16 protein-coding genes and 1 tRNA gene are annotated in these 19922 nt (G+C 69.0%); 7 read left to right on the top strand and 10 right to left on the bottom strand.

The features are described from left to right. Positions 1-193: 193 nt before the first annotated feature. On the top strand, positions 194-2176 hold the full coding sequence (locus AC6R2M_RS03010) for a polysaccharide biosynthesis protein (protein WP_500485370.1): 1983 nt from the start codon (positions 194-196) through the stop codon (positions 2174-2176). Between the two features lie 30 nt (positions 2177-2206). On the opposite strand, the gene AC6R2M_RS03005 is transcribed toward AC6R2M_RS03010, so the two are convergent. The 3 genes from AC6R2M_RS03005 to AC6R2M_RS02995 all read right to left on the bottom strand — a co-directional run bounded on the left by AC6R2M_RS03005 (position 2207) and on the right by AC6R2M_RS02995 (position 5262). Next, positions 2207-2986: an ATP-binding cassette domain-containing protein gene (locus AC6R2M_RS03005; protein WP_500485368.1), complete on the bottom strand. Its 780-nt coding sequence runs from the start codon at positions 2984-2986 to the stop codon at positions 2207-2209. Continuing rightward, positions 2983-4068 (bottom strand): ABC transporter permease, encoded by a 1086-nt coding sequence (locus AC6R2M_RS03000; RefSeq protein WP_500485366.1) that lies wholly within the window; start codon positions 4066-4068, stop codon positions 2983-2985. The genes AC6R2M_RS03005 and AC6R2M_RS03000 overlap by 4 nt, the downstream gene beginning before the upstream one ends. 171 nt (positions 4069-4239) lie before the next feature. Next, the gene (locus AC6R2M_RS02995) at positions 4240-5262 is read right to left on the bottom strand and encodes a sugar ABC transporter substrate-binding protein (RefSeq protein WP_500485364.1); all 1023 of its coding nucleotides are present in this window, start codon (positions 5260-5262) and stop codon (positions 4240-4242) included. 161 nt (positions 5263-5423) lie between these two features. Here AC6R2M_RS02995 and AC6R2M_RS02990 point away from each other — a divergent pair, with 161 nt between their 5' ends. Then, positions 5424-6671: an ROK family transcriptional regulator gene (locus AC6R2M_RS02990; RefSeq protein WP_500485362.1), complete on the top strand. Its 1248-nt coding sequence runs from the start codon at positions 5424-5426 to the stop codon at positions 6669-6671. Positions 6672-6738: 67 nt separating this feature from the next. Here the strand turns inward: AC6R2M_RS02990 and AC6R2M_RS02985 are convergent. The 7 genes from AC6R2M_RS02985 to AC6R2M_RS02955 form a co-directional block, all read right to left on the bottom strand. After that, a tRNA-Leu gene (locus tag AC6R2M_RS02985) sits at positions 6739-6823 on the bottom strand. Positions 6824-6901: 78 nt separating this feature from the next. Beyond that, positions 6902-7801 (bottom strand): COG3904 family protein, encoded by a 900-nt coding sequence (locus AC6R2M_RS02980; RefSeq protein ID WP_500485360.1) that lies wholly within the window; start codon positions 7799-7801, stop codon positions 6902-6904. Beyond that, positions 7798-9120 carry a hypothetical protein gene (locus AC6R2M_RS02975; RefSeq protein ID WP_500485358.1) on the bottom strand — a complete coding sequence of 441 codons (1323 nt, stop codon included), beginning with the start codon at positions 9118-9120 and terminating at the stop codon, positions 7798-7800. Before AC6R2M_RS02975 ends, AC6R2M_RS02980 begins: the two co-directional genes overlap by 4 nt. Before the next feature lie 153 nt (positions 9121-9273). Further along, positions 9274-9990: a GntR family transcriptional regulator gene (locus tag AC6R2M_RS02970; protein ID WP_500485356.1), complete on the bottom strand. Its 717-nt coding sequence runs from the start codon at positions 9988-9990 to the stop codon at positions 9274-9276. 156 nt (positions 9991-10146) lie between these two features. Next, positions 10147-11346: an MFS transporter gene (locus AC6R2M_RS02965; RefSeq protein ID WP_500485354.1), complete on the bottom strand. Its 1200-nt coding sequence runs from the start codon at positions 11344-11346 to the stop codon at positions 10147-10149. Between the two features lie 85 nt (positions 11347-11431). Further along, a complete protein-coding gene (locus AC6R2M_RS02960; protein WP_500485352.1) occupies positions 11432-12094 on the bottom strand; it encodes a 3-oxoacid CoA-transferase subunit B in 663 nt (220 codons plus the stop codon). Then, positions 12094-12831 carry a CoA transferase subunit A gene (locus tag AC6R2M_RS02955; protein ID WP_500485350.1) on the bottom strand — a complete coding sequence of 246 codons (738 nt, stop codon included), beginning with the start codon at positions 12829-12831 and terminating at the stop codon, positions 12094-12096. Before AC6R2M_RS02955 ends, AC6R2M_RS02960 begins: the two co-directional genes overlap by 1 nt. A gap of 271 nt (positions 12832-13102) precedes the next feature. Here AC6R2M_RS02955 and AC6R2M_RS02950 point away from each other — a divergent pair, with 271 nt between their 5' ends. The 5 genes from AC6R2M_RS02950 (at position 13103) to AC6R2M_RS02930 (ending at position 19914) form a co-directional block, all read left to right on the top strand. Beyond that, positions 13103-14536 carry a diguanylate cyclase domain-containing protein gene (locus AC6R2M_RS02950; RefSeq protein ID WP_500485348.1) on the top strand — a complete coding sequence of 478 codons (1434 nt, stop codon included), beginning with the start codon at positions 13103-13105 and terminating at the stop codon, positions 14534-14536. Between the two features lie 152 nt (positions 14537-14688). After that, the gene (locus tag AC6R2M_RS02945; RefSeq protein WP_500485346.1) at positions 14689-15945 is read left to right on the top strand and encodes a sarcosine oxidase subunit beta family protein; all 1257 of its coding nucleotides are present in this window, start codon (positions 14689-14691) and stop codon (positions 15943-15945) included. 15 nt (positions 15946-15960) lie between these two features. Beyond that, on the top strand, positions 15961-16314 hold the full coding sequence (locus tag AC6R2M_RS02940; RefSeq protein ID WP_500485344.1) for a sarcosine oxidase subunit delta: 354 nt from the start codon (positions 15961-15963) through the stop codon (positions 16312-16314). Further along, positions 16311-19304: a sarcosine oxidase subunit alpha gene (locus AC6R2M_RS02935; protein ID WP_500485342.1), complete on the top strand. Its 2994-nt coding sequence runs from the start codon at positions 16311-16313 to the stop codon at positions 19302-19304. The genes AC6R2M_RS02940 and AC6R2M_RS02935 overlap by 4 nt, the downstream gene beginning before the upstream one ends. Further along, the gene (locus tag AC6R2M_RS02930) at positions 19297-19914 is read left to right on the top strand and encodes a sarcosine oxidase subunit gamma (protein ID WP_500485340.1); all 618 of its coding nucleotides are present in this window, start codon (positions 19297-19299) and stop codon (positions 19912-19914) included. Before AC6R2M_RS02935 ends, AC6R2M_RS02930 begins: the two co-directional genes overlap by 8 nt. Positions 19915-19922 lie beyond the last annotated feature (8 nt).

Genomic DNA, 19922 nt, shown 5'->3' with positions numbered 1-19922 from the left:
CCGACTCCCAGCGGATCAAGCAATCGTGCGGGGACTGCAGAGACCGCGGCACCTTGATCGCGTCACGCTTTAAGCCTTTAAGCTGAAAGAGTTGCCGTCCGCGAGGCTCGGCCGATATTGGCCGGACGGGCTGGAGACACGGCGATCGAGCCGCGCTCGGCTAGAGCGACGCGCGCAACCGGAAGGCAGGCCCATGAGCGAGATGTCGGCGGCATCCTTTCTGCAGCGGATCGTGACGGCCCGCCGCGTCGCCTTTCTTCACGACATCATCGTCGGGATCAGCGCGTTCGTTCTGGGCTTTGCCTTGCGGATCGACGTGCGGGCTATGGGCTCCGAGGTCTACGACTATCTGATCGCGGCGGGCCTGTTCGGCCTCCTCGTCGGCTGCATCGGCCTGACCTTCGGCATGAACCGCGGCGTCTGGCGCTACGCGTCCCTGCCCGATCTTCTGGCGATCGTGAAGGTCGCCTCCCTTTCGGTGGTGATCTCCATCGTCGCGATCTTCCTGCTTCGGCCGCTGGAGATGGTTCCGCGCTCCTCGATGGCGATCACCTGGGCGTTCCTCATTCTGGGCCTTGCCGGCCCACGCGTCCTCTACCGGCTCTACCGCGACGCCCGCGACGTGCGACGGTTCCGGATCAAGAACCCCTTTCCCCGTCGGCGCGTCCTCCTTCTGGGAGCCTCGGACGATGCCGATCTCTTCCTGAAGACGCTCTCCGAGCGCTCCAAGTCGGCCTTCGAGGTCGAGGCGATCATCGACGAACGGGGTCGGCGGGCAGGCCGCTTCATCCGGGGCGTGCCCATCGTGGCCTATGACGGCCTGCCGGAGATGCTGGAGAAGCTGCGGGCGCGCGGCCGGGCGCCCGACGCCCTGATCCTGGCGCGCTCGCGCAACGACGTGGAGGCGCACGTTCCGTTCTCCGAGCTCGTCGAGCTCAGCTCCGACTGGAAGCTGGAGCTTCTGCGGCTCCCGGACATGCTCGACATCCACGGGCTCGACAGCGAGATCGAACTCCAGCCCGTGCGGCTGGAGGATCTGCTCCAGCGCCCGCCCGTCGAGCTCGACGCGCCGCGCATCGCCGCGATGCTGGAAGGCCGCCGGGTCCTGATCACCGGCGCCGGCGGCTCGATCGGCTCGGAGCTCGCCCGCCAGATCGCCCTCTTCTCGCCCTCCGTCCTCATCCTGGCCGATGCGAGCGAGTTTCTCCTCTATTCGGCGGAGATCGAGCTGCGCGACCGCTTTCCGCAGATGCAGTGCATCGCGCGGCTCTGCAACGTGCGCGAGGCGCCGTCCGTCGAGCGGCTGATGGAGGATCTGCGGCCCGACGTCGTCTTCCACGCCGCGGCGCTCAAGCACGTGCCGCTCGTCGAGGCCCAGCCGCTCGAAGGCCTGTTCACCAACGCGGTCGGCACGCGCAACGTCGCCGAAGCCGCGATCCGCGCGAGGGTCCGCGCGGTCGTCCTCGTCTCCACCGACAAGGCGGTGAACCCGACCAACGTGATGGGTGCCGCCAAGCGCATGGCGGAGATGTTCTGCCAGGCGATGGATCTGAACCCGAAAGAGAACGGCACGCGCTTCATGACCGTGCGCTTCGGCAACGTCCTCGGCTCGGCGGGCTCGGTCGTGCCCCTGTTCGAGAAGCAGTTGAAGGCGGGCGGCCCGCTCACCGTCACGCATCCCGAGATCGAGCGCTATTTCATGACCATCCCGGAGGCGTGCGTGCTCGTCCTCCAGTCCGCCGCCTACGGGCTCGCCAACCCGACTGAGCGGGGACGGCTCTTCGTGCTCGACATGGGCGCGCCGGTGAAGATCGCGGACCTCGCCCGCAACCTCATCCGCCTCTCCGGCCTGCGCCCGGAGGCCGACGTGAAGATCGTCTACACGGGGCTTCGTCCCGGCGAGAAGATGTTCGAGGAGCTTTTCGACCGGCGCGAAACGCTGGTCCAGACCGGCGTGGACGGCATCCTCATGGCCTTCCCGCGCGCCATCGAGCCGGCCATCGTCACGCGCATCTTCGACGAGCTGGCGCGGCTGATCGAGGCGCGCGACCTTCCCGCCGCCCTGCGTCTTCTCGCCTCGACCGTGCCCGAGTTCCGGCCGAGCGAGCAGATGCTGCGCCTCATGGGCGTCGAACCGGTCCTGCCGCTCGACGGCAAGGACGGCCGCGAGGCCTGAGGCCCGGAGGGGTTCTGAGGCTCTGGCCGATCAGGCCGCCAGCATCTGCGCCTCGGGCGCCTTCGCGCCCGTCATCAGCGCCACCGCGTCGGACATGGAGATGTCCTTCGGATTCACCACGCACAGGCGCTTGCCGAGCCGGTGGATGTGGATGCGGTCGGCGATCTCGAAGACATGCGGCATGTTGTGGGAGATGAGGACGATCGGCAGGCCGCGCGAGCGGACCTCGAGGATGAGGTCGAGCACGCGGCGCGATTCCTTCACGCCGAGCGCGGCGGTCGGCTCGTCCAGCATCAGCACCTTCGAGCCGAAGGCGGCGGCGCGCGCCACCGCCACGCCCTGACGCTGCCCGCCCGACAGCGTCTCCACCAGCTGGTCGATGTTCTGGATCGTGGTCAGCCCCAGGTCGGACAGCTTTTCGCGCGCGATCCTGCGCATCTTCGGCTTGTCGAGCATCCGCAGGACCCGACCGGCGAAGCCGTCGCGCCGGATCTCGCGCCCGAGGAACATGTTGTCGGCGATCGAGAGAGCCGGCGACAGAGCCAGATTCTGGTAGACGGTCTCGATGCCGAGGTCCCGCGCCGCCTGCGGATCGGCCATGGTCACCGCCTTGCCGTCGAGGCGGATCTCGCCGGCATCGGGCTGCGCGGCCCCCGTCAGCGCCTTGATCAGCGTGGACTTTCCCGCGCCGTTGTCGCCGATGACGGCGAGGATCTCGCCCGGCATCAGGTCGAAATCGGCGTTGTCGATCGCCACCACGCGGCCGTAGCGCTTCTGCAGATTGCGGGCGGAGAGAACCGGTTCGCTCATGCCGAGACCTTTCTGATCCACTGGTCGATCGCGACGGCGAGGATGATGAGGCCGCCGACGGTGAGCCGCGTCCACTGCGGGTCCGTGCCCCAGATGCGCAGGCCCATGGCGAAGACGCCGACGATGAGGGCGCCGATCAGCGTCCCGACGACGGAGCCGCGCCCGCCGAAGAGCGAGGTGCCGCCGATGACGACCGCGGTGATCGACTGGATGTTGGCCTCGTAGCCCGACGTCGGCGAAACCGAGCCGAGCCGCCCGATCAGCGCCCAGCCGGCGAAGCCGCAGATGAGGCCTGCCACGGCATAGACCGAAACGAGGACCCGGCTCGTCTTGATGCCCGACAGGCGCGCGGCGTCCGGCTCGTCGCCGATGGCGTAGACGTGCCGGCCCCAGGCCGTGTGGTTGAGGATGTAGTAGAAGAGGAGAACGAGGAGGACGGCCGCGACCACGGCATAGGTGATGACCGCGCCGCCGATCCGGAAGGTCGTGCCCAGCCATTGCAGCAGCGGGGCGGCGGCGGCAACGTCCTGCGCCCGAATCGTTTCGTTCTGCGTCCATATGAAGTTCGCCGCCTCGAACACGAACCATGTGCCCAGTGTGACGATGAAGGGCGGCAGCTTCACCAGCGAGACGAGCAGCCCGTTGATGACGCCGCACAGGGTGCCGACGAGAAGGCCGCAGAAGAGCGCGAGCGGCGCGGGCATGCCGTAATTGACGGCGAACTGGCCCATGACGACGGAGGACAGGACCATGATGGCGCCGACCGACAGGTCGATGCCCGCCGTCAGGATGATCAGGGTCTGGGCGATGCCGATGATGCCGACGATCGCGACCTGCTGGAAGATCAGGGTGAGCGTGAAGGAATTGAAGAAGCGCTCGCCGACGATCATGCCGAAGATGCCGATGCCGAAGATCAGCACCAGAACCGGCACCATGGTCGGATTGGCGTGCAGCATGTGCTGGAGACGGCCGAGCGGGGTCGTCTGCGGCGCGAATTCCGCGACCTGCGCGCTGGCGCCCCTCACCCCGGCGGTCTCGTAATCGGTGGCGCGTTCGCCGCGCCCCTGGCTCGTCTCGGTCATCGAGGGCTCCCGTCCCAGCTCGCGACGTCGTGGGCGCGGTTCAAGCTCGGCGAAGCGAGCGGCCGAACGGCCCGTTAGAAGGACTTTCCGTCATCGCCGGCTGCAACCGGAGCGGCGATGACGGATCATGTCAAAGCAAGGACCGGGCGAGCCGGCCCTTGCCCGTGGCCGTCAGCCCCAGCAGAGATCCTTGGCCTGCGCGGAGGTCATGGATTCCACGCCGTCCGCCGGCTCGTCGGTCACGAGGTCGACGCCCGTGTCGGTGAAGTCGAGCCCTTCGGTCGTCTCGGGCGTCTCGCCGCTCTCCACGAAGGCCGCGACGGCCTCGACGCCGAGGGCCGCCATCTGGAGCGGATACTGCATGGAGGTCGCCCCGATGATCCCCTCCTCGACGTTCTGGACGCCGGGGCAGCCGCCGTCGATCGAGACGATCGTCACCTGCCCTTCCAGCCCCACGGAGCGCAGCGCCTCGTAGGCGCCGGCCGCCGCCGGCTCGTTGATCGTGTAGACGAGGTTGATGCCGGGGTCCTGCTGGAGAAGGTTCTCCATCGCCTGGCGGCCGCCCTCCTCGTTGCCGTTGGTCATGTCGAAGCCGACGATGCGCTCGTCGCTTTCGTCGCCGACGACGTCCGGATCGTTCACCTCGATCCCGAAGCCCTCCATGAAGCCCTGGTTGCGCAGGACGGCAACGGAGGGCTGCGACGGGGTGAGGTCGAGGAAGGCGATGCGCGCGTTCGCGGCCTCGTCGCCCATCTTGGCGCGGGCCCATTCGCCGATGAGAACGCCCGCGGCGCGGTTGTCGGTCGCGAAGGTGGCGTCGGCCGCGTCCAGGGGCTCGAGCGGCGTGTCGAGCGCGATGACGAGGAGGCCGGCTTCGCGCGCCTGCTGGATCGCGGGCACGATGGCGCGCGTGTCGGACGCGGTGATCAGAATGCCCTTGGCGCCGGCGGCGATGCAGCTCTCGATCGCCTGGACCTGGGATTCGTGGTCGCCGTCGATCCGGCCGGCATAGGACTGCAGATTGATGCCGAGCTCGGCCGCCTTCTGCTCGGCGCCGCGGCGCATGGTCACGAAGAAGGGGTTCGTGTCGGTCTTGGTGATGAGGCAGACGGTCGTCTGGTCCTGCGCCAGGGCCGGGACCGAACAGAGCGCGGCGAAAGCGGCGCCGAGCGCCAGCGAGTGACGGAACTTCATGAAACCTCCCGATCGCCCGGAGGCCGGCGACGAGCCGGCTCGATCCTCCTTCCGGGCCTGACCGCATGGAACGACGGCGAACGGCCCTTGTCAACATAAATCACTTGGATTTACTTATCGGCGGATGGAGGCCCCGGCCTCCGACCGGGAGGACGACGGAGATGAGCGAACCGGCGGCGCCGCACAGGGTGCTACGCGGCGCGGGCCTGGGTCAGACGCCGATCCGGGGTTCGAACCAGGCGGGCGTGCGCGCTCACAACGAACGCGTCGTCCTGTCCCTCATCCGCCGCCACGGAGCGCTCGCCAAGGCCGAGATCGCGCGCCAGTCCGGCCTCTCGGCGCAGACCGCGAGCGTCCTCATCCGCGCTCTGGAGCGGGACGGGCTCGTGCTCGCGGGCGCCCCGCGCAAGGGCCGCGTCGGCCAGCCCTCCGTCCCGATGAGCCTCAACCCGAAGGGCGCGTTCTCGCTCGGCCTGAAGATCGGGCGGCGCACCAGCGAGATGGTGCTGATGGATTTCGCCGGCACGCTTCTGGCCCACCGCGCGGTGACCTACGACTATCCCCGCCGATCCGGCGTCGTGGACTTCGCCTCGCAGGCGGCCTCGGCCCTGATCGAAACCCTGGAGCCGGCCGACCGGCACCGCATCGCCGGCCTGGGGGTCGGCATGCCGTCGGAATTGTGGGCGTGGGCGCTGTCCAACAACGCGACGCCGGAGGAAGGCGCCGAGTGGCGCCGGGGCGGCATCGCCGAGGATCTAGAGGCCGCGACCGGCCTCGAGGCCTTTTCCGCGAACGACGCGACCGCCGCCTGCGGCGCGGAGCAGGCCTTCGGCACCGCCGGCCTCTCGGACTACGTCTATTTCTTCGTCGGTGCCTTCGTCGGCGGCGGCATCGTCATCGACGGACGGCTGGTGCCCGGCCGCACGGGCAATGCGGGCGCGCTCGGCTCCCTTCCGGTGCCGGCGAAAGGCGGCGGGTTCTGCCAGCTGATCCAGGAGGCCTCCGTCCACGTTCTGGAGAAGGCGGCGATCGAGGCGCAGTTCGGCGGCCGGGACCTGTGGCGCAGCGATGCCGACTGGAGCCTGCTCGGACCGCTCCTCGAGGATTGGATCCACCGCGCGGCCTCGGGGCTGGCCCATGCCGCGCTGAGCGCCAGCGCGGTCTACGATTTCGACGCCGCTGTCATCGACGGGAGCTTTACTCCCGACATCCGCGCCCGTCTCGTCGCGGCCACCCGGAAGAGCCTGTCCGCGCTGGACGCGCGCGGCCTGACGGAGCTGCAGGTGGCGGAGGGCACGATCGGGCGAACCGCGCGCGAGCTCGGGGCGGCCAGCCTTCCGTTCTTCGCCCGCTACTTCCTCGACCATCGCGTGCTGCACGCCGAAACGGGAGCGCCAGAGCGGGCGTGAAAGAGAGACGGCCGAAACGACGCTTGCCGGTCTCGCGGCCGCATCCGCCGCCGAACGCCCGGATCGGTGGTGCGGGTGGTCGGAATCGAACCGACACTCCTTTCGGAACCGGATTTTGAGTCCGGCGCGTCTACCAGTTTCACCACACCCGCAAAACGCAAAGGCCGCAAGGGCGTCCGCGCGAGGCGCCTTATAGCGCAGCAGCGACCGGATCGCCAAGCCGTGGAGGATCAACTCGCCGCTTCGGGCGGCTCGCCGGCCGTGTCCTCCTCGCCCGTCTCCTCCTCGTCGTCTCCCTCGGGCGGCGTCACGAGGTCGAACTCGGACAGTTCCTCCGGTGTGAGCACGTAGAGCTCGCGGGGCGGCGTTCGCATCGCGTGGATCCAGAGGCGCGGATCGACGCCCATCTCGATCAGAAGATCCTGCGCGTCGGCGCTCGTCGACTGAATGTCGGAGATGGAACGATCGACGTCGCGCTCGCGGACCGCGCTCTCCGCCTCCGCCGCGTAGACCTGATGGACGCCGATCCACGCATTCCGGCCGGCGGACCGGCGCGCGCCGCCCGAGAAGACGAGCGGGCAGGCCGAGGCGCAGTACCCGTCGGCCGGCACGACCGTTTCCAGTTCCGCCGCGCGGATCGTGCGCGCCATGGCGATGGCGTCGAGCACCGAGCCGCCGGGCGAGTGGAGGTGGAGAACCGTCGCGCCCTCCCCCTCGCCGGACAGGAACGCCTCCAGCTGCCCCGCCGTGCCCGGATCGATCCGGCCGATGGCCGAGATGTCGCTTGAGCCGGCCTGCCGCACGAAGACCATCGGCTCTCCGGTCGTCTCGCCCTCCACGGGGCCGTGACCGGGGAGGACCGGCACGCCGCGCTCCGGGCCGAGCGGCATGGTGCGCGGCAGATAGGGACGGCGCTGGTCGCCCGGCGCCGGCCGGCGCAGCGGGAGCGGATCGGTGCGCGTCACGCGCGCCGCGTCCCGCTCGGCCTGCCAGATCTCCTCGAAATCCTGGTAGAGCACCCAGCCCGTCAGGGCGATGATGGCGAAGAAGATCCCGCGCAGGACGGCGCCGTCCGGGATCGAGAGGACGGCGCGTTCGAAGCGCGAGGGCGGCGGGTCCTGCGCGATCACGCCGGGCCGGCGCCCCGCCGCAGCGGCAGGGGCACGGCGCCCGGTTCGTTGCGCTGGACGGGCGCCTCCGGTGCGTCGAGGTTCGGGGGGCCTTCGGCCGCCGCCTGGGGCTCGGCCTGTGCGATCTCGGTCCGCACCGCCGCCAGGGAGCGTTCGATCCGCAGGGCGCGCATCATGTCGGCGGCGCTCATGTCGGCATACTCGGCCTCGTCGCCGTCCTCCCGGCGGATCTGGTCCTGCGTGATGACGAGGATCAGGACGAGAACGGCGGGCATCAGGTCGATCGCGATCGCACCGGCCCAGGAGGGCAGGAAGTCGCCCGCATAGCGGATCACGGCATCGGGCTTGGAGAGCGGGGTGAAGCGCACCGTCTCCACCGCCGGTCGGGCCAAAATCTCGTCGGCCGCCGCCGCGAGCGCGGCGCTCTGCTGCCGCACCGATTCCTCGACCCGGACGAGAACCTCGCTCTGGCGAAGACGCAGATCCTCGGCGAGACCGCCGGCGACCGGCGCGATGTAGGAGCGGCCGAGATCCTCGGCGGCGCGGCGCACGGCGGGTGCGACGGAGGTCTGCTGGAGCGAGGCGACGATGCCCGAAAGCGCGGTCGCCTGCTCGGCGAAGGCTGTGGACCGCTCGTTCACCGGGCCGGCGCCGGCCACGAGCTGGCGCATCTGTCCGAGCCGCGTGCCGCCCTCCTCGAACAGCGTCTGCACCCTCGCGCGCGAGGTCTCGATCTCGGCGGCGAGCCCGTCGAGCTGGACCGACATCTGGCTCAGGAGCTGCACGACCGTGCCGGAGCCGGAGGTGCCGGTCAGCGCACCGGAGGACCGCTCCTCGTCGGCCAGGCGCGAGAAGCGCTGCGAGGCGAGCTGGATGTCGGGAATCAGGCTCTGGGCGGCGAGCGCGTTCTCGTGCGCCTCGTTCAATTTGCCTTGATACTCCTCGGCGGTCACCGAAAGATGCTGTTCGAGCGCCGCGCCGCCCGCCAGCGCGGCGGCGTTCAGCCAGGCCGACATCGCCATGATCATCACGATCCCGACGCCCATGGAGGCATAGAGCATCCCCCGGCCCCGCGCCGAGCGAACATGCGGGGTGATCCGCATGAGATAGGTCCAGAAGCCGTAGATCGCGACGGAAACGGCCACCGAATAGATGATGGCTCCGAGGAAGACGGTCGTCGGGGAGCCGTCGATCAGGTCGCTGACGCCGATATAGGTGAAGACGCCGGAGCCGAGCGCCAGGATGGCCAGCACCATCCGCGTCAGGAGTTCGAGCCGCCCGATCTGCCCGCGCAGCGCATGGGATTGCGTTTGAGCCATCAGGAAGACCACCCCGCCCGGCTCGCCACTGTCACGGTCGGCCCCGCCAGGATGGGATCGACGGGCGACAGGAGCATGCAATTGCGGCAGAGGATAGAGCGGGCCTTTGCGCGTTCGGTCGCACGAACGCCGGACCGCTCGGGCCCGGCCGTCTCAGCGCGAGCGGTAGACGAGGTCCGGTCCGAGGACGCAGCGGGCCTGACGCAGTTCCAGCGGGCGGTCCTGATAGGACAGGACGACGCGGCGCAGCGTCAGGACGGAATCGAACTCCCCGATCCCGAGCAGCCGCATGTCGGCTTCGGTCGCCGGTTCCGAGCCGACCTCCTCCACCTTCCGGGTCGCCAGATCCTGTCCCGACCAGCGCTGCCGGGCGATCGTCTCCAGTTCATCCTGCGAGAGCGACTGCGCGGCCTGGTTCACCCGCAGATGCACCTCCTCGACCATGAAGCACCGCCCGAGATGCATGCGCCGGCGCGAGAAGCGAACGACGGGCGTGCGCGCGTTGATGCCCATGGCTTGGGCGACCGGCGGCGAGGGAAAATCGAGCGAGACGTCGTGAAGCGTCATCTCTCCGCTGACGCGGCGGCCCTCCGCATCGAAAATGTTGGAGAAGCGCCCGCGCATCGGGCCGCTGTCCAGATCGGTGACGATCGTGCCCTTGCCCTGGTGCCGCTCCAGGAGCTCGTATTCCGACAGGATGTCGAAGGCCTTGCGGACGGTTCCGAGGCTGATGCCGAGCGAACGCGCGATCTCGGTCTCGTTCTCGATCGCCTGGCCCGGCGCCCATTGCCTGGAGACGATCCGTGCGATGAACTCGTCCGCGACCTGCTGGTAGAGCGGCCTCGTGTTGAACTGCCTCGTCAGCGACATCGCTTACTCCCCACGCGAGTTGTTACGCAACTCACGGTGGCACTACTTTAGGGGCCGATCAATAGCTCCCATCGGTTCGGGAACGAATTTTTAACGTCTATCATCAGCTTGAAACAGCCAACCGATAAAGGACGTCATCTATTCTACAACCCGGAGTTATGCCGCTGGGTCACTTCGAGACAGGCCGACCCCGACGAGCAGGAGGTGCAGGAGAGCGAGGACGGCGAAGAAGTAGGGGATGGCGGAGACGCCAAGGGCCCCGCCGAGGAAACCGGCGGCGGCCGGAACGGCGACGCCCCCCATCATGGCCGCCGAGACCTGGAAGCCGATCGAATGGGACGCGAGCCCTGCCCCCAGCATGCGGGGCGTGCGGTGCATGAGCATCGGAAAGATCGGCGCGAAGGCGAAGCCGGCCGCCATGAGCCCGAGAACGCCGAGGCCGAGCGGGTCGATGGCAAACAGGACGAGGGAGACGAGCGCGGTCCAGGCGCCGAGGCGGATCAGACGATCGGGGCCGATCGCATCGGCGCCGAAGCCGAGGAGCAGCCGGCCGGCGAAGAGGGCGAACCAGAAGCCGCCCGTCCACAGGCCCGCGACCTCGATCGAATAGCCGCGCGCCTGGGTCAGGATGGCGAAGGCCCACTGCCCCGCCCCGATCTCGATCCCCGCATAGAGGAAGAAGGTCACGGTCTGCAGCCAGACGAGGCGATGGCGCAGCGCCGTCCCGACCGAAACCGGCGCGGCCGGCTCGCTCGCGGCGTCGCCGGCGCCCTCGCTCGCCCAGCGGCGACGGGTCACGACGAAGAGGACGCCCAGCGCGCCCATCAGCGCTGCGATCGCGACGTAGCCGAAACGCCAGCCGCCGCTCGTCAGCGCGAAGGTCATGGCGAGCGGACCGAGAGCGGCGCCGAAGCCGAAGGCCGCATGCAGCCAGTTCATCTGGCGCGCCGAGTAATGACGCGCCGCGTAGGCGTTCAGCCCGGAATCGATCGCTCCGCCGCCGATTCCGACGAGAAGCCCGGAGGCGAGGAAGAGCGGCCAGGACGGCGACGCGGCGAAGGCGACGAGCCCCGTCGCCGAGACGAGGGTGGAGACGGCGAGGAGCCGACCCGCTCCGAACCGTCCCAGAAGCGTGCCGGCCGCCAGGCTGGAGAACAGGAAGCCGATCGCGACGGTCAGAAGGCCGAGGCCGAACGCGCCTTGCGAAAGCCCGAACTCGGAGCGCAGCGACGGCCAGGCGACGCCGTAGGCGGCGTCCGGCAGGCCGAGGCTGACGAAGCCGAGATAGGTGAGGATCAGGAGCAGCCCCGCCGAGGCGGCCGGGCGGGCCGCGCCGGACGACGTCAAGGATGTCATGGGTCGTCGTGCGTCCGGTCGCTTGGATCAGATCGGGGGCGCCGGTCCGGCACCCCCGGTCGATACGGGCTGTCGGTCCGAGGTTCTAGCGCAGGCCGTCCGCCACGGCGAACTCGGCCTCCGTCGCCGAACGCACCTCGTCGACACTCACGCCATCGGCCAGTTCGATGAGGGTCAGCCCGCCGCCGTTCTCGTCCACCTCGAACACGCCGAGATCGGTGATGACGAGATCGACGACGCCCTTGCCGGTGAGCGGCAGCGAGCATTCCCGGAGGATCTTCGGGCTCGTCGTCCCGTCCTTGGCCTTGGCGACGTGCTCCATCACGACGACCACGCGCTTGACGCCGGCGACGAGGTCCATCGCCCCGCCCATGCCCTTGACCATCTTGCCCGGAATCATCCAGTTCGCGAGGTCGCCGTTCGCCGCCACCTCCATCGCGCCCAGGATGGACAGGTCGATATGGCCGCCCCGGATCATCCCGAAACTGTCCGCCGAGGAGAAGAAGCTCGTGGAGGGCAGTTCGGTGATCGTCTGCTTGCCGGCGTTGATGAGGTCGGAATCCTCCTCGCCCTCATAGGGGAACGGACCCATGCCGAGCATGCCGTTCTCCGACTGGAGCTGAACGCTCATGCCGTCCGGAATATAGTTGGAGACGAGCGTCGGGATGCCGATGCCGAGATTGACGTAGAAGCCGTCCCGAAGCTCCTTGGCGGCGCGCGCCGCCATCTGTTCGCGCGTCCAGGCCATCAGACTTCCTCCCCCGCCGCGGCCGGCGCTTGCGTCCCGGGCCGCTTCCTCACCGTGCGCTGCTCGATGCGTTTGACGCCGTCCGGAACGTGGATCATGCGCTTGATGAAGATGCCGGGCGTGTGGACGTGGTCGCCGTCGATCTCGCCGGCCTCGACCAGATGCTCCACCTCGGCGACTGTCACCTTCGCGGCGGTCGCCATCATCGGATTGAAGTTGCGCGCGGTCTTCCGATAGACGAGGTTTCCTTCCGGGTCGCCCTTCCAGGCGTGCACCAGCGACAGATCGGCGAACAGTCCGCGCTCCATCACATAGTGCTCGCCGTCGAACTCGCGGGTCTCCTTGCCCTCGGCGATCTTGGTGCCGTAGCCGGTCTTGGTGAAGAAGGCCGGGATGCCGGCGCCGCCCGCGCGGATGCGCTCGGCCAGCGTGCCCTGCGGATTGAACTCCACCTCCAGTTCGCCCGCCAGGAACTGCTGGGCGAACATCTTGTTCTCGCCGACATAGGACGAGATCATCTTGGCGATCTGCCGCGTCTCCAGAAGCGCGCCGAGACCGATGCCGTCGATGCCGGCATTGTTCGAGATCACGGTCAGCCCCTTCACGCCCGATTCGCGGATCGCCCCGATCAGCGTCTCGGGAATGCCGCACAGGCCGAAGCCTCCCGCCATGATCGTCATGTCGTCCCGCAGAAGACCCGCCAGGGCCTCCGTCGCGTTGGAATGGAGTTTTCGCATCACCTCTCCCGTCGTTCGAACGACCGGCGCCGACGTTCGAACGCGGCTGGGATCGCTCCACCTCTTCGATTCCAGACGCCGGAGCGCGAATCCTCTTAGCGAGGACTCGCCCGACGTCGCGGGCCTCCGGCGACTATAAGGGACACATCGGCGGTGCAGGCAAGCGCGAGCCGCGCAGAGCCGACCGCGCGCATCTTCGCGAAGCTCGAAATGGGTCCTTAAAGCTTGGCCGGTTAGATAGCCCTGCTCGCTGTTTGCCAGGAAGGTTGCGGTGGAGAAGCAGCCGTATCTGATCACGCTCGGGCGGACCAACGTCCTCATCATCGCCGTCGCCGTCGCCGGGGCGCTGCTCCTCTTCGCCACCTTCATCCTGGAGGTCGCGAACCGGCAGGACGCACGGGCCGAGGCCCAGGCCTTCTCCTTCGTTCAGACCCTTCTGGCCGACCGCGCCGACGCGCTGGAGCGGACCGTCGTCGACTACGCCGATTCGGGTGCGGGCTACGCGAACCTCCATCTGACCGTCGATCACTCATGGGCCTACATCCAGAACAATCTCGGCCCCTCGCTCTTCGAGCATCTGGGCATCGAATATGCCGCGGTCATCGACCCCGGCGGCAACGAGCGGTACTCGCTGATCGAAGGCCGGTTGAGATTCGGCCAGCGGATCAGCTCGCTCGGCGGCGGCGCCCGCGCCCTGATCGAAGCGGCCCGCAACCTGCCCGAACACGAAGCCGTCAGCGGACTTCTCGTCTCCCCCGAGGGTGAGCCCATCCTCGTTTCGGCCAGCCCCCTCTCCCCCGGCGACGACCACACCGTTCCACGCGACGACCGCCGCCCCTCGGTGATCCTCTTCGGCGACCGCCTGACGCAGGACGAACTGTCCGGCATCGAGCAGGAGCTCTTCGTCACCGATCTCGGACTGAAGCACTACGACTCGACCTGGGTCCGGGGCAGCGACCACTGGTTCGCGACCTATGACGGCCTTCAGCACTTCGTCCTCCATCTGACCGCGCCGAAGCCGGGCACGGACATGCTGAAGGCGCTGGCCCCCGGTGCGGCGTTCATCGTGGCGATCCTGCTCGGATCGCTTCTCCTGGTCGCGCAGCAGGGCCGGCGGATCGCCGCCATGAACCGCCGCAACGAACAGGCGCTGGAGGCCGCTCACCGCCACGCCGAGCATCTGGCTCTGCACGATTCGGTGACCGGCCTTCCCAACCGGCTTTCGCTGGCGCGGCGCGTCGAGGCGGAAGCCAGGGCCGACACCAGCCTTCTTCGGATCCTCTATCTGGATCTCGACCGCTTCAAGCCGATCAACGACTATTACGGCCACGCCGCGGGCGACCTCGTGCTGCGCACCATCGCCTCGCGCATCCGCGTCCTTCTGAACGAGAACGAGATCGGCGGGCGGATCGGCGGCGACGAATTCGTGATCCTGGCCCGCCGGGACGACGAGGACACCGTGCGCCTCTGCCGCAAGCTGATCGCGCTCGTCGCGCGCCCCATCATCTTCGAGGACCGCAAGCTCACGGTCGGCGTCTCCATCGGCATCGCGGCCCTGCAGCGCGGCGAACGCTTCGAGGAGGCCATCCACCGGGCCGACACCGCGCTCTACGAGGCCAAGCGCAACGGCCGCAGCTGCTTCCGCTGGGCCGACCGGGCGCCCCCCAAGCCCGTCATGACGCTCGTGGCCGGCGGTCAGGCCTAGGAACCGTCCCCTCCCGGAATTCTCACCGACGCCGCGACCTGCGCGTCGCGTCGAGTCCGTGTGTCGCGTTTCTACAGGTGCGACGCCGATACGTCATGGCCTCGCCCTTTTCCTCGGTGCGATTGTGCCCACTCGACCGATGGATGAGGCAGATGAAGCGTTTCTCAGGCTTCCGGATCGTCGCCAACGCTCTCAAGGGCAAGAGCGACTGGGGACCGCAGTGGCGGGATGCCACCCCGCGCGCGCAGTACGATGCCATCATCGTCGGAGGCGGCGGTCACGGTCTCGGCGCCGCCTACTATCTGGCCAAGGAGCACGGCCTCACCAACATCGCGGTGCTGGAGAAGGGCTGGATCGGCGGCGGCAACACGGGCCGCAACACGACGATCATCCGCTCGAACTACCTCTTCGAGGAATCGGCCGCCCTTTACGACCATGCGGTGAAGCTCTGGGAGACGCTGTCTGAGGAGCTGAACTACAACGTCATGTACTCCCAGCGCGGCGTTCTCATGCTCGCGCACAACATCCACGACGTTCAGGTCTTCAAGCGCCACGTCCATGCCAACCGGCTGTCGGGCGTCGACAACGAATGGCTGTCGGCCGAAGAGTGCAAGGAATACTGCCCGCCGCTGAACATCGACGCCTCGACCATGCGCTATCCCGTCCTCGGCGGCGCGCTGCAGCGGCGCGGCGGCACGGCGCGCCACGACGCGGTCGCTTGGGGCTACGCCCGCGCGGCCTCCGATCTGGGCGTCGACATCATCCAGAACTGCGAGGTGACGGGCATCGACCGCGACGCCTCGGGCGCGGTGACGGGCGTGCAGACCAGCCGAGGGCCGATCAAGACCCGGAAGATCGGCGTCTCGGCCGCCGGCAACTCCTCCGTCATCATGGCGATGGCCGGGCTTCGCATGCCGCTGGAGAGCTACCCGCTGCAGGCGCTCGTCTCCGAGCCGGTGAAGCCGGTCTTCCCCTGCGTCGTCATGTCGAACACGATCCACGCCTACATCTCGCAGTCGGACAAGGGCGAGCTCGTGATCGGCGCGGGCACGGACGCCTATACGAGCTACACGCAGCGCGGCGGGCTCCATATCGCCAACCACACGCTCGACGCCATCTGCGAGCTGTTCCCGCAGTTCCGGCGCATGCGCATGCTGCGCAACTGGGGCGGCATCGTCGACGTGACCCCCGACCGCTCGCCCATCCTCGCCAAGACGAGCGTGAAGGGCCTTTACGTGAACTGCGGCTGGGGCACGGGCGGCTTCAAGGCGACGCCGGGCTCGGCGAACCTCTTCGCCCACACCATCGCCCGCGACGAGCCGCATCCGATCAACGCGCCCTTCACCATCGAGCGCTTCCGCGACGGCGTGATGATCGACGAGGCGGCCGCCGCCGCCGTCGCGCACTAGGGGTTTGAGACGACGATGCTGCTGATCCACTGCCCCTATTGCGGCCCCCGCTCGGAACTGGAGTTCCGCTACGCCGGCGAGGCTCACGTCGTGCGCGCCGAGACGCCGTCCGAGGTCGAGACCGGCGAATGGGCGGACTATCTCTACCACCGCGCCAACCCGCGCGGCCTGCATGCCGAGCGCTGGCGCCACATCCACGGCTGCGCCCGGTTCTTCAACGCCGTGCGCGACACGCGGGACGACACGTTCAAGGCCTTCTACAAGGTCGGCGAACCCCGGCCCGACATCGACGGCCCGCCGATCGGCGAGCAGCAGCCCGGTCTTTCGGGCGACAATTCCGGCACCTGGTCCTCGGAGGCCGAACGATGAGCCACGCCTCCTTCCGCACCGAGACCGGCGGGCGCGTCGATCGCACGCGCACGGTCCGCTTCACCTTCGACGGCGTGACCTATCGCGGCTTTGCCGGCGACACGCTGGCCTCGGCGCTTCTGGCGAACGGGGTCCACCTCGTCGGCCGCTCCTTCAAGTATCACCGCCCGCGCGGAATCGTGACGGCCGGCTCCGAGGAGCCGAACGCGCTCGTCTCGGTCGGGCGCGGCAAGGACACGATGACGCCGAACCTGCGCATGACGCAGGTCGAGATCTTCGACGGAATGGTCTCCGCGAGCCAGAACCGCTGGCCGTCGCTGCGCCACGACATCGGCGAGATCAACGACGGGCTCGGCCGCTTCTTCTCGGCCGGCTTCTACTACAAGACCTTCATGTGGCCGAAGGGCGCGTGGGACAAGGTCTACGAACCGATCATCCGCCGCGCGGCCGGCCTCGGCGTCGCGCCGACGACCCCCGATCCGGACCGCTACGCCCAGACCTTCGCCCATTGCGAGGTGCTGGTGGTCGGAGCCGGCCCGGCGGGCCTGGCGGCGGCGCTCGCCGCCTCGGAGGACGGCTCCAAGCGCGTCATCCTGTGCGACGAGCAGGCCGAGCTCGGCGGCTCGCTCCTCCACGAGCGCGAGGCGACGATCGACGGCGAGCCGGCCGAGGCTCGCCTCGCGGAGACGCTGGCGATTCTGGCCGGGCGCTCCAACGTCACGCTGCTGCCGCGGACGACGGCCTTCGGCTACTACCCGCACAACATGATCGGCCTCGTCGAGCGCGTCACCGAGCATCTGGCGCACCCCTCGGCCGATCTGCCGCGCGAGCGCCAGTGGATGGTGCGCGCGAAGGAGGTGGTGCTGGCGACCGGCGCCATCGAACGCCCGCTGGTCTTCCCGGAGAACGACCGGCCGGGCGTGATGATGGCCGAGGCCGCACGCGTCTACGCCAACCGCTACGGCGTCCTGCCGGGCAAGCGCGCCGTGGTCTTCACGGCCGGCGACAGCGCCTACCGCGCGGCGCTCGATCTTCACGCCAAGGGCGTCGAGATCGCCGCCATCGCGGACCTTCGCGAAAAGGCCGATGGGCCCTGGGCTGAGCGGGCGCGCGCCGCCGGCATCCCGGTCTACGACAACACGGTCGTCGTCGGCACGCGCGGGCGCTACCGCGTCGCCTCCGCCATTCTCGGCCGCGTCGGCTGGACGAGCGGCGAGACGGTCCTGTGCGACTGCGTGCTGATGTCGGCCGGCTTCACGCCGAACGTCTCGCTCTTCTCGCAGTCGCGCGGCAAGCTGCGCTGGGACGAGAGCCTGTCGGCCTATCTGCCGGGCACCTCGATCGAGGCCGAGCGCTCGGCCGGCTCCTGCCGTGGGCTCGACGACCTCGGCGAGGTCATCGCCGACGGCTTCGCCAAGGGTGCCGAGGCGGCCGGATCGAGCGTCACCCGCGACTTCGCCGTGGACGCCCTGCCCGTCGGCAATTCGGGCTATGCCGGTGCCGTGCCGCACAGCCGCAAGGCGAACAACGTCAAGGCCTTCGTCGATTTCCAGAACGACGTGACGGCGAAGGATCTCAAGCTCGCCGTGCAGGAGGGCTTCCGCTCCATCGAGCACGTGAAGCGCTACACGACCAACGGCATGGCGACCGACCAGGGCCGCCTGTCGAACATCAACGGGCTGGAGATCGCCTCGAAGGCGCTCGGCAAGTCGGCGCCCGAGGTCGGCCTGACCACCTTCCGTCCGCCTTACACGCCGACGACCTTCGGCACCTTCGCGGGCCCGGCGCGCAAGGAGCTCTTCGATCCGGTGCGCGTCACCCCGATCCACGGCTGGGCGGTGGAGAACGGCGCGCTCTTCGAGGATGTGGGCCTGTGGAAGCGCGCCCACTACTTCCCGAAGGCCGGCGAGGACATGCATGCGGCCGTCGGGCGCGAGTGCAGGGCCGTGCGCAATTCGGTCGGCATCTTCGACGCCTCGACGCTCGGCAAGATCGAGGTCGTGGGGCCGGACGCGGCCGAGTTCGTGAACCGGCTCTACACCAACCCCTTCCTCCAGCTGAAGCCGGGGTCCCTTCGCTACGGCATCATGCTGCGCGAGGACGGTTTCGTGATGGACGACGGCGTCATCGCGCGCATCGCCGACGACCGCTTCCACGTGACGACGACCACCGGCGGCGCGCCGCGCGTCCTCAACCACATGGAGGACTATCTCCAGACCGAGTTCCCGGACCTGAAGGTCTGGTTGACCTCGACCACGGAGCAGTGGGCGGTCATCGCCCTGCAGGGGCCGAACGCCCGCAAGGTTCTGGAGCCGCTCGTCGAGGGCATCGACCTCTCCAGGGAGGCCATGCCGCACATGACCTGGCGCGACGGCACCGTCGCCGGTCGCCCGCTGCGGCTCTGGCGCGTCTCCTTCACCGGCGAGCTCGGCTTCGAGCTGAACGTGCGGCCCTCGGACGCCCGGTTCGTCTGGGAAATGCTGATGGAGGCCGGCAGGCCGTTCGCCATCACGCCCTACGGCACCGAAACCATGCACGTCCTGCGCGCCGAGAAGGGCTACATCATCGTCGGGCAGGAGACGGACGGCACGGCGGTGCCGGACGATGTCGGCGTCGGCTGGGCGGTCTCCAAGAAGAAGCGCGACTTCGTCGGCATGCGCTCGCTGGCGCGGCCCGCCATGAGCGCGCCGGGCCGCAAGCAGATGGTCGGGCTCCTGACGAAGGATCCGGCGATCGTGCTGGAGGAAGGCGCGCAGATCGTCGAGCATGCGAGCGACGCGAACGCCCCGGCGACGGTGCCCGCGCTCGGTCACGTCACCTCTTCCTACCGTTCCGAAGCGCTCGGCCGCTCGATCGCGCTGGCGCTCGTGAAGGGCGGTCGCGCCCGGATCGGCGAGACGATCGACGTTCCGATGCCGGGCGGACGCATTCCCGTCACCATCGTCGATCCCGTGTTCTACGACAAAGAGAACGAGCGGCTGAATGGCTGAGTCCCCTCTCCCCCACGCCGCCCCCGGCGCCCCCGGCGAACCCGTCCGGCTCGTCCTGCCGCACGCGCTGGAGCAGCTCGTGGCCGAGGCGCGTCCGCTGCCGGCCGCCGAGCTGTCGCTGAAATCCGTCGGCGCCCGGTTCAGCCTGCGCCTTGCCGACGAGGCCGCGATGGGCCGTGTCGGCGAGGCCTTCGGCGCCGCGCTGCCGACGAAAGCCTGCACTTTTGAGCAAGGCGAAGGCACGACCGCGATCTGGCTCGGGCCGGACGAATGGCTGCTCTGCGCCGAGGCCGCCGATCCGCAGGGCCTGTCGGACACGATCGCTTCCGCCTTGGGCGACGCGCCGAACAGCCTCGTCGACGTCACCGAGCGCAGCCTCACCTTCGTCCTGACGGGCGACGAGGCCGAGCGCGTCCTGTCGGCCGGCTGCCCGCTCGACCTCGCAGAGGCGAGCTTCCCCGTCGGCTCGGGCACGCGCACCGTCTTCGGCAAGTCCGAGATCGTGCTCTGGCGGACCGGTCCGCAGGCGTTCCATCTCGACGTCTGGCGCTCCTTCGCGCCCTACGTCTTCGGCCTCCTCGACGAGGCACGCCGCGAACTTCGGGCCTGAGACGCGGA

This window comes from Aureimonas sp. CAS (assembly GCF_059838215.1).
Note: the sequence above shows the minus strand (reverse complement) of the source record. Positions and strands in the feature narration are given on the sequence as shown.

What these genes read in the sequence shown, in the direction of transcription:
- AC6R2M_RS03010 (WP_500485370.1), top strand. Translation starts at nt 194, where the DNA reads ATGAGCGAGATGTCGGCGGCATCCTTTCTGCAGCGGATCGTGACGGCC.
- AC6R2M_RS03005 (WP_500485368.1), bottom strand. Translation starts at nt 2,986, where the DNA reads ATGAGCGAACCGGTTCTCTCCGCCCGCAATCTGCAGAAGCGCTACGGC.
- AC6R2M_RS03000 (WP_500485366.1), bottom strand. Translation starts at nt 4,068, where the DNA reads ATGACCGAGACGAGCCAGGGGCGCGGCGAACGCGCCACCGATTACGAG.
- AC6R2M_RS02995 (WP_500485364.1), bottom strand. Translation starts at nt 5,262, where the DNA reads ATGAAGTTCCGTCACTCGCTGGCGCTCGGCGCCGCTTTCGCCGCGCTC.
- AC6R2M_RS02990 (WP_500485362.1), top strand. Translation starts at nt 5,424, where the DNA reads ATGAGCGAACCGGCGGCGCCGCACAGGGTGCTACGCGGCGCGGGCCTG.
- AC6R2M_RS02975 (WP_500485358.1), bottom strand. Translation starts at nt 9,120, where the DNA reads ATGGCTCAAACGCAATCCCATGCGCTGCGCGGGCAGATCGGGCGGCTC.
- AC6R2M_RS02970 (WP_500485356.1), bottom strand. Translation starts at nt 9,990, where the DNA reads ATGTCGCTGACGAGGCAGTTCAACACGAGGCCGCTCTACCAGCAGGTC.
- AC6R2M_RS02965 (WP_500485354.1), bottom strand. Translation starts at nt 11,346, where the DNA reads ATGACATCCTTGACGTCGTCCGGCGCGGCCCGCCCGGCCGCCTCGGCG.
- AC6R2M_RS02960 (WP_500485352.1), bottom strand. Translation starts at nt 12,094, where the DNA reads ATGGCCTGGACGCGCGAACAGATGGCGGCGCGCGCCGCCAAGGAGCTT.
- AC6R2M_RS02955 (WP_500485350.1), bottom strand. Translation starts at nt 12,831, where the DNA reads ATGCGAAAACTCCATTCCAACGCGACGGAGGCCCTGGCGGGTCTTCTG.
- AC6R2M_RS02945 (WP_500485346.1), top strand. Translation starts at nt 14,689, where the DNA reads ATGAAGCGTTTCTCAGGCTTCCGGATCGTCGCCAACGCTCTCAAGGGC.
- AC6R2M_RS02940 (WP_500485344.1), top strand. Translation starts at nt 15,961, where the DNA reads ATGCTGCTGATCCACTGCCCCTATTGCGGCCCCCGCTCGGAACTGGAG.
- AC6R2M_RS02935 (WP_500485342.1), top strand. Translation starts at nt 16,311, where the DNA reads ATGAGCCACGCCTCCTTCCGCACCGAGACCGGCGGGCGCGTCGATCGC.
- AC6R2M_RS02930 (WP_500485340.1), top strand. Translation starts at nt 19,297, where the DNA reads ATGGCTGAGTCCCCTCTCCCCCACGCCGCCCCCGGCGCCCCCGGCGAA.